This window comes from Nosocomiicoccus massiliensis (assembly GCF_002871345.2).
In the GTDB taxonomy this organism is placed as follows: Bacteria; Bacillota; Bacilli; order Staphylococcales; family Salinicoccaceae; genus Nosocomiicoccus; species Nosocomiicoccus ampullae_A.
Genome location: NZ_CP136964.1, coordinates 274,136 through 286,685, shown reverse-complemented (window position 1 = coordinate 286,685; position 12,550 = coordinate 274,136). Strand labels below are relative to the sequence as shown.

Sequence of the window (12,550 nt, the reverse complement as noted above, 5' to 3'; positions counted from 1 at the left end):
AAAAAGTCAAAGCCAAATGCATTGGCTTTGACTTTAAGAGTCTATCTATATTACTTGTTGTCGTCTTCGTTAACTTCTTTAAAGTCCGCATCTACAACGTCATCATCTTGAGCTGGTTGACTAGCGTCACCTTGTTCTTGTTGCATTTCTTGGTAGATTCTCATAGAAACTGCTTGAAGTGCTTGTTCAAGTGCTTCTTTCTTAGATTTAATTTCATCTAAGTTATTCTCTTCAAGTGCTTTTTGTAATGCATCTTTCGCTTCGTTTACGCTCGTTTTTTCATCTTCAGTAACTTTGTCGCCAAACTCTTCTAAAGTTTTACCACTTTGGAATACGAGTTGGTCTGCTTCGTTTTTAAGATCTGCTTCTTCACGACGTTTTTTATCTGATTCTGCATTTTCTTCTGCTTCTTTGATCATGCGTTCGATATCTTCGTCTGAAAGATTTGAAGATGCTTCAATTTTAATGCTTTGCTCTTTACCAGTTCCTAAGTCTTTTGCAGACACGTTTACGATACCGTTTTTGTCGATATCAAACGTAACTTCGATTTGTGGTACTCCACGTGGTGCTGCTGGAATGTCTGTTAATTGGAAACGTCCAAGCGTTTTGTTGTCTGCAGCCATCTCACGCTCACCTTGTAGAACGTGGATATCTACTGCTGGTTGGTTATCTGCTGCTGTAGAGAACACTTGTGATTTACTAGTTGGGATTGTCGTATTTCTTTCAATTAAAATTGTGTTTACGCCACCCATTGTTTCAATACCAAGTGATAACGGTGTAACGTCGAGTAATACTACGTCTTTTACATCTCCAGATAATACTCCACCTTGGATTGCTGCACCCATTGCAACAACTTCGTCTGGGTTAACAGAGCGGTTGATTTCTTTACCTGTTTCTTTTTTGATTGCTTCTTGTACCGCCGGAATTCTCGTTGAACCACCGACTAAAATAACTTCGTCAAGATCTGAGAAACTTAAGCCAGCATCTTTAATTGCGTTACGTACAGGAATCATTGTTCTTTCAACTAAATCGTGTGTTAACTCATCAAATTTAGAACGCGTTAATGTCGTTTCTAAGTGTAATGGACCTGCTTCTCCTGCACTAATGAATGGTAGAGAAATTTGTGCTGATGAAACACCTGATAAGTCTTTTTTCGCTTTTTCAGCTGCATCTTTTAAGCGTTGCATCGCCATTTTATCTTGTGATAAATCAATGCCGTTGTCTTTTTTGAAGATGTCTACTAAGTAGTCGATGATTTTTTCGTCAAAGTCATCTCCACCTAGTTTGTTATCCCCACTCGTAGCTAGTACGTCGAACACACCGTCACCAAGTTCTAAAATAGAAACGTCGAACGTACCTCCACCTAGGTCAAATACGAGTACTTTTTCTTCCTCTTCTTCTTTGTCTAAACCATATGCTAACGCTGCAGCTGTTGGTTCGTTAATGATACGCTCTACTTCAAGACCAGCGATTGTACCTGCGTTTTTAGTCGCTTGACGTTGTGAGTCATTGAAGTATGCTGGAACTGTAATAACTGCATGTGTCACTTTTTCACCTAAATAGCTTTCTGCTGTTTCTTTTAAATCTTGTAAAATCATCGCAGAGATTTCTTCTGGTGTATATGATTTACCTGCAACTTCTACTTTATAGTCTGAACCCATGTGACGTTTAACACTCATCACTGTGTCAGGATTAGTAATCGCTTGACGTTTTGCAACTTCACCAACTTGTCTTTCTCCATCTTTAAACGATACAACTGATGGTGTCGTTCTGTTACCTTCACGGTTAGCGATAACTTTCGCTTCTCCACCTTCTAATACTGAAACTACTGAGTTTGTAGTACCTAAGTCAATACCAATAATTTTAGCCATAATTAAAATTCCTCCATAAAATATCTATATTATATCTGTTAATATTATTCGCTTACTTTGACCATGCTCGCTCGAATGACACGGTCTTTTAGTAAATACCCTTTTTGGAATTCTTCAATCACTACACCAGATTCAACACCGTCTTTTGCTTCCGTCATAATTGCTTGATGGAAATTCGGATCAAACGGTTCGTCTAATGCTTTGATTTGAGTAATTCCATTTGCTTCAAGTTTATTTAAAAAGTCGTTATAGACCATTTCAACACCCTTATGCAGTGATTCAAACGATTCAGAATCTCCTGTTTCTTGAAGCGCACGTTCTAAATTATCAAGAACGGATAATAAATCAGTTGCTAAACTTTGATTTTTATATTTGTTATTTCTTTCTGTTTCTTCTCTAGAACGTCTTTTAAAATTTTCAAATTCTGCATAAAGTTTTAAATATTTGTTTTCAGATTCATCCAGTTGTTGCTCTAACTGTTCTACTGGATTTTCTTCTACTTCTTCAACTTCTTCGATTTCTTCCAAATCTTCGTTCTTTTCTTCTGTAAGTTCTTCAGTTTCTTTTAGTTCTTCTTCTTGTATGTTTTCATTCTTCTTTTCCACGCACTAACTCTCCTTTTGATTAAATGCATGTAATAATGTGATTATTTTTTGATACCCCATAATTTCTGGGCCAATCACCATCAAGTTAGCCGTCACATCGTTATAAGTGACGTTTGTTGATACGATTGATAAAAGTTCATAGTTTTCATCGATTTCTTCACCAAAACGTACTTCAACTTCACGACTATGTGATCGTAATTGTGGAAGTTTTGCATGCTCAATGTCATCGTAAAGTTGAGTGAGCGTTTCTACATCAGTTTCAAAGTCTCTCAGTAAAAATCCGAGTCCTGAGTAAAACGATACTGTTTTCTCATCGCCTAGGTTCTCGATTTTTTCGGATAATTTTAATAAAAACTGCTGTAACAACGGATTGTTTTTAACGAGATGCGTTTTAACAATATTAATTGCTTCTTTAATAGAAGCATCAATAAGTAATACATTTAAGTCTCTCGTTAACACATCTAAATCGTGCTGTTTTATATCTCGTGACTTTCTAATCGTCACTTGCTTTACCGCTTCACTATCTAACACGATGACTAAAAGCACAAGCGCGTCTGAAATCGATGTGAGGTAAACACCTTTAACTACTTCTTTTTCATCTGTTAATGTAACGTAAGTTAAATGTTGTGTTTTGTTGCTAAGTGTATGCGCAATACCTTGTCCTAAACGATTTAAATTCGACTCATTAAAATCAAATTTTAAGTCGATTTTAGCTGGCATACTTTCAATATCTCGTTGAAAATCTTCGATGTACTTTCTAAGACCTTTTCTTGATGGAATTCGTCCCGATGAAGTATGTGCTTTAGAAAGATATCCAAGATTTTCTAACTCTGCCATTTCGTTACGAATTGTCGCACTAGAAACATCTAATGGATATTTCTCTAACAATCGCTTTGAACTAATCGGTACGCTCACATTTAAAAAATCATCTACAATAAAATGAAGAATGATCTCTTGACGTTTTGTAAGCATCCTTTCACCTCATTAGCACTCATCATCTCTTAGTGCTAATTCTATAATAATCAATAGGTCAAAGAATGTCAAGACTTAACCCTCAATCGATTAAAAAATCAATAAACACGTCGTTTCCAACCATTTTCCCTTGCTCTGTCAACGATAAATATTCTCCGTTTATTTGTAAATTATTTTGATTAATATGCTTTTCAATAACATCTCCATATATATCAAAAAGAGAAACTCCATATTTATCTTTAAACTGGTTGATTTTTAGTCCTTTGTTTAATCTTAAGTTTAAAAACATTTCTTCTTCGTACATCTCTTTATTAGATAATTTATGAATTTCCTTAATCGCATTGGTATCTTCTTTCATACGATTAATATAGTGCGGTACTGGTTTTACATTAAAATATCTTTCTCCATTTACATATCCATGGCTCCCAGCACCTGCACCGTAATATTCATTGTTTTTCCAGTATGTCTTATTATGCATCGATTCATATTTTGGATCTGATGAAAAATTTGATATCTCATATTGGTGATAACCGATTTTTTTTAAACCTTCCATTACACGCTCATATCTTTTTCCTTCTACTTCAGAATTTGCTATGTGTAATTTCCCTTGTTTAATTTTGTTATAAAAAATCGTATGTTTTTCAATAATCAATGAATACCAAGAAATATGTTTTGGCTGTAACACTTTTATATTATTCAATGAGTCTTCAATATGTTGAGACGTTTCCCCAGGAAGGTTATACATAAGATCAATCGAGTAATTATCTAAACCAATTTTTTCCATATGATTAATAGAGCGATAAATATCATCAAAATTATGCGTACGTCCAAGAATTTTTAATAGCTCGTTATCAAATGTTTGTACACCGAGAGACACGCGATTTACACCGTATTCTTTTAATAGACTGATTTTTTCAGTCGTTAACTCATCTGGATTTGCTTCGAACGTATACTCATGACTGACATTAAAATTATCATTAATAAATGAAAGTAATCGTTCAAGCTGGTTCAGATTTAAAGCGGTTGGTGTTCCGCCACCGACGTATATCGTTTTTAAACTACGTTCTTTTAAGTACTTTAATTCTTTAATTAACATATCTACATACGTGTCGACTGGCTGATTGTCGATTAAAAACTTATTAAAGTCGCAATATGCACAAATTCGATTACAAAACGGAATGTGAATATATAGGCTATCCATAATTGCCTCCTTAAAAAAAATGAGAAATCATGAAACATGATTTCTCTTTTAAAATAATCAATTAGTCTTCATCCATACGTAATACTGCTAAGAAAGCTTCTTGTGGAATTTCAACTGAACCAACAGCTTTCATCTTCTTTTTACCTTCTTTTTGCTTTTCTAGTAGTTTACGTTTACGTGATACGTCCCCACCGTAACATTTAGCAAGTACGTTTTTACCAATCGATCGTATATTTGTACGTGAAATAATTTTGTTTCCAAGCGCTGCTTGAACAGGCACTTCAAATTGCTGACGTGGAATTAACTCTTTTAGTTTCTCTACGAGTGCACGGCCTCTTTGATATGCAAAGTCTCTATGAACGATAATACTTAATGCATCGACGACTTCGTTATTTAGTAAAATATCCATTTTAACTAATTTCGATTCTTTATATCCGATGATTTCGTAGTCTAAACTTGCATATCCTTTCGTATGAGACTTTAACGTATCGAAGAAATCAAATACGATTTCTGCTAATGGTATTTCATATTTAACATTCACGCGAATATCATCTAAATAATCCATCGTTATAAAATTACCACGATTCTTCTGACAAAGTTCCATCACTGCACCAACATAATCGTTTGGTACCATAATCTCTGCCTTTACATAAGGTTCTTCGATATAATCAATTAAATCTTGTTTTGGCATTTGTGACGGGTTATCTACGTTATGTATTTCACCGTCTGTTGTATGCACTTTATAAATCACTGAAGGTGCTGTCGCAATTAAGTCAATACCAAATTCACGCTCTAGTCGTTCTTGGATAATCTCCATATGAAGCATTCCTAAAAAACCAGTACGATAACCAAATCCTAATGCTTGAGAAGATTCTGGTTCAAACTCTAATGCAGAGTCATTTAACTGTAATCTTTCAAGAGCTTCACGTAAATCTACATAGTCTCCAGAATCAATTGGATATAGTCCACAGTACACCATCGGGTTCATACGTTTATATCCAGGTAGCGGAGTATCTGTTGGGTTGTTTGCATGTGTAATCGTATCACCAACACGTGCGTCAGATACTGATTTTACTTGTGCTGCTAAAAATCCAACGTCTCCAACAGTTAGTTCGTCAACTGCCATTGGAGCTGGCGTATGTATGCCGACTTCAGTTACTTCAAATTCGGTACCTGTTTGCATCATACGAATTTTATCTCCAACTTTAACCGTACCGTCAAACACACGAATCGACGAAATAGCACCACGATATTGATCGTATTCAGAGTCAAAAATTAACGCTTTTAAAGGTGCACTTGGATCACCTTCAGGTGGTGGTACAGTGTCTACGATACTTTCTAATATATCATCGATACCAATATCCGCTTTTGCAGATGCGCGTACCGCATCGTCTTTATCTAGACCAATGACATCTTCAACTTCCTGTGCAACACGTTCTGGATCTGCAGCAGGTAAGTCTATTTTATTAATTACAGGTACTAATTCTAACTCGTTATCTAATGCAAGATAAACGTTCGCGAGTGTCTGTGCTTCGATACCTTGAGCAGCATCGACGACTAAAATTGCACCTTCACATGCCGCGAGAGAACGTGATACTTCATAAGAGAAGTCGACGTGCCCTGGTGTATCGATTAGGTGGAAAATATACTCTTCTCCATTTGGTCTTGTATATTTTAACTGAACAGCGTTTAACTTAATCGTAATACCACGCTCTTGTTCAAGCTCCATTGCATCGAGTAGTCTGTCGGACATATCACGTGCAGCTACTGATTCTGTATGCTCAAGTAATCGATCGGCTAATGAAGATTTCCCGTGATCGATATGAGCTATAATAGAAAAGTTTCTAATTTTCTTTTGTCTTTCTAAACGCTTTTTGTCGTCCATAATATATCCAACACCTTTACTAACAATTGAATTAATTATATCAATTTCATATAGTTTCATCAATTCATTTTGAAAGTGTACATTGCATTACACTTGTAAATCTGATAGAATATTTTTGTTGCAATCAAAGTTGTACAACTTTTAACTCTGGAGGTGCAAACATGGCTAACATTAAATCAGCAATTAAACGTGTTAAAACTACACAAGCAGCTACTGAACGTAACATTGCTCAAAAGAACGCAATGCGTACTGCAATCAAAGCTGCAGAAACTGCGAAAGAGAACAACGCTGAAAATGTTGAAGAATTAGTAAACAAAGCAATCAGCTTAGTTGATAAAGCTTCTAACAAAAACTTATTACACAAAAATAAAGCAAGTCGTTTAAAATCTAAACTTGCTAAGTAAAGAAAACTTCCTAATTTTAGGAAGTTTTCTTTTTTTATATTTTGCTTATGAATACTTCAAATAAAGCTTCGCTATCTAAATACGTTGATTTTAACTCATAATCCATATCTCTAATTAACACCATTTTTTGAAGTAATACTTCTAACGGATACTGATTGACTTGAGACATCGCTAATTTCACACGATACGGATGCACTTTTAAACGACTACTAATTTCATCTTGACGCATTCCCTCGTTCATTAAAATCTTCGTTTGATAATATAACCTAAACTGTGACGAGATTAGCCCGAGTAATTTAATCGGCTCTTCTTTTTGTAATATTAAATCTCTAAATACATCGACCGCTTCACGCTTTTGATTTTTAAGAATAAAGTCTGTTAAAGAAAACACGTTTGCTTCTAAACTTTTACTAACTATAATATTCACGTCTTCAACTGTAATTATATCGTGGGCAAACAACATCAACTTTTCTAACTCATTTTTAACAATCGTATAATTCGCACCTGTACGATTTAGTAATTCATTTACTGCATCGTTTCGAATTGTCAAACCTTCACTTTTAACAGCGTCGTTAATATGTTGAACGAGTTCACGTTCATTCATTTCTTCACACTCAATGATTTTCCCTTGTTTTTTTATGAGTTTCGTAATCTTTTTTCGGTTGTCTAACTTTTCAGCAGATGTCACGAAAATGAGTAACGTATCGTCTTCTTTGTCCTCGATATATTGGATCATTTTATCGATGTTGTGATCGATAGACGTTCTCTTCTTTTCGGCTGTAAATAAAAATGCATCTTTTACAATCACGACTTTTCGATCCGATAAAAACGGTAGCGTAATACACTCTTCGATAATATGTTCAATCTCTGTTTCGATATAATCAAAGACGATTCGATTAAAGTCATCGACTGTTGCTAAATAGTCTTTCGTTAACTTATTGACTGTTTCGTCTATACGCACTCTATTCTTTCCGTATACTAAATAGAGTTTTTCCATGTAATCACCATTCTTAATTGAATTCACTATAGATTTTTCTCTAACTCTATTCTATACTATAAATAAGTAATAGGGGGTTATGTCATGAATAAATTTGAAAAAAATGTACAATCTAAAAATAACGACGTAATCGATTCAGGACTTGCATTTTTAGTCGGACTTTTAGGATTCACTGCAGTCTATGTGATTGCACAAATTTTCCAAATCGTCGCGAGTTTTAACTAGAGCTAATTTTATTAGCTCTTTTTTTATTTATAACAACGGTTCTCTATCTTTCGTAATTTATGTTTTGTACAATAACCATTCTTTTTAAAAGTAATCTCGACCATCCCGGATTCTTTAGTACTTACAATTTCCTTATTGTACTTGGTGAGTAAATCCGTTACCTCTTTATGCGGATGCCCATATGAATTATTTACCCCACTCGATATAAGTGCTAAATTAAATTCTCTTTCTACAAGATCCACGCCGGTACTCGTATTCGAACCGTGGTGGCCAATTTTTACGATATCTATTTTGTTCACATTTTTTAATATTTCTTCTTCATACTCTACACTTAAATCTCCGAGCATTAGTATATGATAGTCAAATAGATTTACATCTAGCACAATCGACTGGTCATTTGAATTATTTGTATGAATGATTGTATTGACATTTTTTAAAGTTATACGCTTAAACTTTAACTCACTTACTTCTGTAGAGTAAAGGATATTTGATTCACTAAATTGTTTTAAATATCCTTCAGTAAGCTTTTCATCTCGCGGGTTTATATATACGTTCTTAATCGGCAGTTTACTACTAATATAAGTCGCTTCACCCATATGGTCGTTGTCCATATGACTAATGACGAGTAAGTCTATTTTTCTTATACCATTTTCTTTTAAATACGGTAAAATCGTTTTTTCTGCAAGTCGAATTTCATAATCATTTCTATAAAATTTGCCACCAGTATCTACGAGAATTGTTTGATTGTACTTTTCATCGGTGATTAAAAACGCATCCCCTTGTCCGACATCGACCATTACAAATTTTATATCGTCTTTAAAGTTAAACGACGATAATAATAAAAATACAATAAATATTAACGTCATTCGAATTATTTTTTTGAGACTTTTTGTCAGTACAGTTCTTATATGAAAATAGCTAATAATCGCTAATATGACGATAAATATCGACGATATGTTTTTTATCGGCAAACGGTGTTCAATTACATTCCCTAAATAAAGTATGAGTGATGTATTCGTTGAAAAGATTAAGTGTAGAAGATAATCAAAACATTCCGGAAGATACGTAAATAGACTCATGTTAAAAATAAAAACAGAAGGGAAAATGACAAAACTGAATATTGGACCGAATATTAAGTTCATTACAATTCCACTGATTGACACTTCGTTAAAGTGAAATAGTATTAAAACAATTGTACACACTTCACATATTACAGTAACAATTATCATTTGTATGAAAGGTTGTCTATCATTAAAGAAATGACGGCTAAGAATAATTGTGAACGTCGTAACATATGACAACTGAAAACCTGCATGAAAAATTATATAAGGATGAATTACAAATTGAATAATTGCAGTTAAACTGATGATCGCTAAATACGGTTTTTTATTAAAATAACTCGTAATAATGAGTAACACTGCCATAAGTACAGCTCGAAGTACACTTGGAGAAAAAATATTAATCATTAAAAATATAAGTAAACATATGACTACGAGTGCTTTAACATATTCAATCGGTAGTCTAAATCGTGTAAATAAAAATATTAGTACCATCGTAATATACGCAACGTGTGTACCTGAAATCACGTATAAATGGTAAATACCGAGCTTTTGAAGTGCTGAAAAGAATTGTGAATCGAGCATCATCTTATTACCGATTGACAGCATTAATATATCCCCGGTGTACGGATAATTACTAATCTTTAAAACTTTTTCGGTATACTTATATTTTAAATTATTGATTTTCATTTTTACTGTTTTCTTCGTTTCTGAACAGTTTGAACGATCGTCTTTCACATAAATACTTCCAACTACGTTAGAAATTTTCATCGATAACGCTTGATTACGTTTAATAAAATTTCTTTCAATATTTGGTTTCACGACTTCAAAATCGCCATTACACATTGTACCGATAGGAAGAAGTGCTTCATTCTCCATATAAACATAAAAACGATAATTTTCATATTCACCAATATAAGAAATCGTATCGTTATTATATTTGTAGTCTGATATTGTGAAGTAATCAATAGTCTCCTCTTTAAAGGTATCTCTATTAGAATAGAAATATGTACTAGAAATAATTACAGAAATTAAAATTAACGTATATACGATATAACTAATTCTCTGTATAAAGACGATATATGTAATAATGACCATAAAAAATAACCCTAGCAGTGGAATTTTCACGATTAACGCTCCACTGACTAAGGCTAAAAAAATTAAAAATAAAATCATAATTTCACTTTTAAGTATTCATATATTTTATCGACATCTAAATCAATCTGTGTATATTTAACACTTGTCTTATCGAGTAATTCAATTGCATACGGGTGGTTTTTATACGACTCTCTATAATAAATGTTTTTAATACCTGCTTGAATTAATGCTTTTGTACAATGTATACATGGGAAGTGTGTTACGTATATCGACGCATTCTCTGTCGATACTCCGTTTTTAGAACATTGAAGTAACGCGTTAACTTCTGCGTGAATCGTACGAATGCAGTGACCATCTTCTAAATAACAACCGACGTCTATACAGTGATCTTCTCCACTTACTGAACCGTTATACCCACCAGCAATAATACGGTTATCTTTAACAATTGTAGCCCCTACGCTTAAGCGTTCACACGTTGAACGTAGTGCGAGTAACATCGCCTGAGCCATAAAATATTCGTGCCAATTGATACGCTCCACAGTTTCACCCCTAAATTTCTATATCATTTTCTAAGTTTTCAAACGTTTTTTGACCAATACCAGGTATGTTCATTAAATCTTCTTTCTTTTCAAACAAACCATTCTCTTCACGATAATTAATAATCGTTTCAGCTTTCTTTGCACCGATTCCATTTAACGTCATCAGTTCGTCTTTACTCGCTTTATTTATGTTGACGATATGGCTACTTGAAGTTTCACGCTCTGTTTCGATTATTTCACCTTTTGCTGGTACATAAATGCTCATTTCATCTCTTAACTTTTCTGATTGATTAATTTGGTTTAAGTCTGCAGAGTCAAGTGGTTCACCGAGTAATATAATGTCTTTAACTCTCGCGTCCTTTGGCATTTCATATACATTTGGATGCTTAACAGCACCTTTTATTTCAACAAATATTGAGTTTAGACTCATAGTATCTACTTCTTCTTCGACTTGTGCATGTACACTATTATCTACTTCTACAGGTGTTGTATATTCAAAATCATCTGTCGTTTTAAAAAATAAAATAAACATGACGACTGCTATAATACCTAGTGCAGCAGTAGAAATAATCGTTTTATATTTAAAAAATAATTCAGTCATAAGACACCTCTTTATATACATATGCTGTCAAAAGCTGAATTATCTTTTTTTATTTTTTTACGATGTAAAAAGTGCGTTCTGAATAGTCTCGAATAGTTCCATCAGAATCGAAATCACTAAACGCTTTTACTAATTTAAAATTCAGTGCCTGTAATACATTTAACACAGTATCATGAGTAAATGTTCGTTGATAATGAGATTCAAAATATCTTTCATATAAATCATCTTCATTTTTAATAAAAAACGTTAGCTCATGATGAAGAGACAAATCATCATCTTTTACTGTATTCCAAATATAGACGAAATCATCACTTTCATCCGTAAACATTTCGCCTTCAATCATCGCATTTACTTTACTCTCACTATGAATATCAAAAATAAAGACTCCGTCGTCATTTAAATGTTCGTATACATTTAGAAGAACGCGTTTAAATGAATCTAAGTCTTCGACATAATTTAAGACGTCGACTGTCGCGATTACCAAATCAAATGATTCATTTAGCTTAAAATTTTTCATATCATTAACAAAATATTGACTAGAGTCATCATTTCTCGTGGCGATTTCAATCATCGTTTCAGAATTATCAATCCCTATCTTTTTAGATGCAGTTAACTGTTTTAAAATTTCACCTGTACCACATCCAACATCTAGAATTGACGTGTTTTTGTTAAATGGTTCTATAATATCAATCCATAAACTGTATGGGATGTCATAATTCATAGCTTCGTATAAATAGCTAAACGCCTCATACTTAGAGCTCAACCGCTTCACCATCATAATATAGACGCTCTAAATTATAGTACTCACGCTCTACTTTTGTAAAGATATGTGCGATAACATCTCCTAAATCGACTAGAATCCATTTACCTTCTCGCGATCCTTCAACTGAAACTTGGAGGTCGTTATCTTCTGCAAGTGCTTCTAAAGCACCTGCAATTGCTTTTACTTGACGGTCTGATGATCCGTGACAAATGAATACGTAATCCGCAATTGTACTCGATTCTCTAACATCAAATACTCGAATATCTTCCGCACGTTTACCATCGACTGCATCAATTGCTAAATCTAATAATGTTTTACTTTCCAAAGTATC

13 protein-coding genes are annotated in these 12,550 nt (G+C 33.7%); 2 read left to right on the top strand and 11 right to left on the bottom strand.

Annotation, left to right across the window (positions count from 1 at the left end; all coding sequences use genetic code 11):
• Positions 1-50: 50 nt before the first annotated feature.
• The 5 genes from dnaK to lepA form a co-directional block, all read right to left on the bottom strand.
• Positions 51-1,871, bottom strand: coding sequence for a molecular chaperone DnaK (gene dnaK / locus CJ229_RS01420; RefSeq protein ID WP_068128248.1), 1,821 nt, complete (start codon positions 1,869-1,871; stop codon positions 51-53).
• 44 nt (positions 1,872-1,915) lie between these two features.
• On the bottom strand, positions 1,916-2,476 hold the full coding sequence (gene grpE, locus CJ229_RS01415) for a nucleotide exchange factor GrpE (protein WP_068128246.1): 561 nt from the start codon (positions 2,474-2,476) through the stop codon (positions 1,916-1,918).
• Between the two features lie 3 nt (positions 2,477-2,479).
• Positions 2,480-3,448, bottom strand: a complete 969-nt coding sequence (hrcA, locus tag CJ229_RS01410; protein ID WP_102167352.1) for a heat-inducible transcriptional repressor HrcA — start codon at positions 3,446-3,448, stop codon at positions 2,480-2,482.
• 82 nt (positions 3,449-3,530) lie between these two features.
• Positions 3,531-4,649, bottom strand: a complete 1,119-nt coding sequence (hemW, locus tag CJ229_RS01405) for a radical SAM family heme chaperone HemW (protein ID WP_102167353.1) — start codon at positions 4,647-4,649, stop codon at positions 3,531-3,533.
• A gap of 61 nt (positions 4,650-4,710) precedes the next feature.
• Positions 4,711-6,534 carry a translation elongation factor 4 gene (gene lepA, locus CJ229_RS01400; protein WP_070456973.1) on the bottom strand — a complete coding sequence of 608 codons (1,824 nt, stop codon included), beginning with the start codon at positions 6,532-6,534 and terminating at the stop codon, positions 4,711-4,713.
• A gap of 161 nt (positions 6,535-6,695) precedes the next feature.
• Between lepA and rpsT the strand changes: the two genes are divergently transcribed.
• Positions 6,696-6,938, top strand: a complete 243-nt coding sequence (rpsT, locus tag CJ229_RS01395) for a 30S ribosomal protein S20 (protein WP_068128241.1) — start codon at positions 6,696-6,698, stop codon at positions 6,936-6,938.
• A 34-nt stretch (positions 6,939-6,972) separates the two neighbouring features.
• Here rpsT and holA read toward each other — a convergent pair whose 3' ends face one another.
• On the bottom strand, positions 6,973-7,935 hold the full coding sequence (gene holA, locus CJ229_RS01390) for a DNA polymerase III subunit delta (RefSeq protein WP_070456394.1): 963 nt from the start codon (positions 7,933-7,935) through the stop codon (positions 6,973-6,975).
• A gap of 84 nt (positions 7,936-8,019) precedes the next feature.
• Between holA and CJ229_RS01385 the strand changes: the two genes are divergently transcribed.
• Positions 8,020-8,160, top strand: coding sequence for a YqzM family protein (locus CJ229_RS01385; RefSeq protein ID WP_083286812.1), 141 nt, complete (start codon positions 8,020-8,022; stop codon positions 8,158-8,160).
• A 23-nt stretch (positions 8,161-8,183) separates the two neighbouring features.
• Here CJ229_RS01385 and CJ229_RS01380 read toward each other — a convergent pair whose 3' ends face one another.
• The 5 genes from CJ229_RS01380 to rsfS all read right to left on the bottom strand — a co-directional run bounded on the left by CJ229_RS01380 (position 8,184) and on the right by rsfS (position 12,544).
• Positions 8,184-10,316: a DNA internalization-related competence protein ComEC/Rec2 gene (locus tag CJ229_RS01380; RefSeq protein WP_317846598.1), complete on the bottom strand. Its 2,133-nt coding sequence runs from the start codon at positions 10,314-10,316 to the stop codon at positions 8,184-8,186.
• Between the two features lie 74 nt (positions 10,317-10,390).
• Complete coding sequence (locus CJ229_RS01375; RefSeq protein ID WP_102167355.1) at positions 10,391-10,855, bottom strand: ComE operon protein 2; 465 nt, start codon at positions 10,853-10,855, stop codon at positions 10,391-10,393.
• Between the two features lie 10 nt (positions 10,856-10,865).
• Positions 10,866-11,456 (bottom strand): helix-hairpin-helix domain-containing protein, encoded by a 591-nt coding sequence (locus tag CJ229_RS01370; RefSeq protein ID WP_179853815.1) that lies wholly within the window; start codon positions 11,454-11,456, stop codon positions 10,866-10,868.
• Positions 11,457-11,505: 49 nt separating this feature from the next.
• Positions 11,506-12,219 (bottom strand): class I SAM-dependent DNA methyltransferase, encoded by a 714-nt coding sequence (locus CJ229_RS01365; RefSeq protein WP_168165517.1) that lies wholly within the window; start codon positions 12,217-12,219, stop codon positions 11,506-11,508.
• A complete protein-coding gene (rsfS, locus tag CJ229_RS01360) occupies positions 12,209-12,544 on the bottom strand; it encodes a ribosome silencing factor (RefSeq protein WP_102167356.1) in 336 nt (111 codons plus the stop codon). Before rsfS ends, CJ229_RS01365 begins: the two co-directional genes overlap by 11 nt.
• Positions 12,545-12,550: the final 6 nt, after the last annotated feature.

Coding starts and splice junctions, on each gene's coding strand:
- dnaK (WP_068128248.1), bottom strand. CDS start 1,871: ATGGCTAAAATTATTGGTATTGACTTAGGTACTACAAACTCAGTAGTT.
- hrcA (WP_102167352.1), bottom strand. CDS start 3,448: ATGCTTACAAAACGTCAAGAGATCATTCTTCATTTTATTGTAGATGAT.
- hemW (WP_102167353.1), bottom strand. CDS start 4,649: ATGGATAGCCTATATATTCACATTCCGTTTTGTAATCGAATTTGTGCA.
- lepA (WP_070456973.1), bottom strand. CDS start 6,534: ATGGACGACAAAAAGCGTTTAGAAAGACAAAAGAAAATTAGAAACTTT.
- rpsT (WP_068128241.1), top strand. CDS start 6,696: ATGGCTAACATTAAATCAGCAATTAAACGTGTTAAAACTACACAAGCA.
- holA (WP_070456394.1), bottom strand. CDS start 7,935: ATGGAAAAACTCTATTTAGTATACGGAAAGAATAGAGTGCGTATAGAC.
- CJ229_RS01385 (WP_083286812.1), top strand. CDS start 8,020: ATGAATAAATTTGAAAAAAATGTACAATCTAAAAATAACGACGTAATC.
- CJ229_RS01380 (WP_317846598.1), bottom strand. CDS start 10,316: ATGGTCATTATTACATATATCGTCTTTATACAGAGAATTAGTTATATC.
- CJ229_RS01370 (WP_179853815.1), bottom strand. CDS start 11,456: ATGACTGAATTATTTTTTAAATATAAAACGATTATTTCTACTGCTGCA.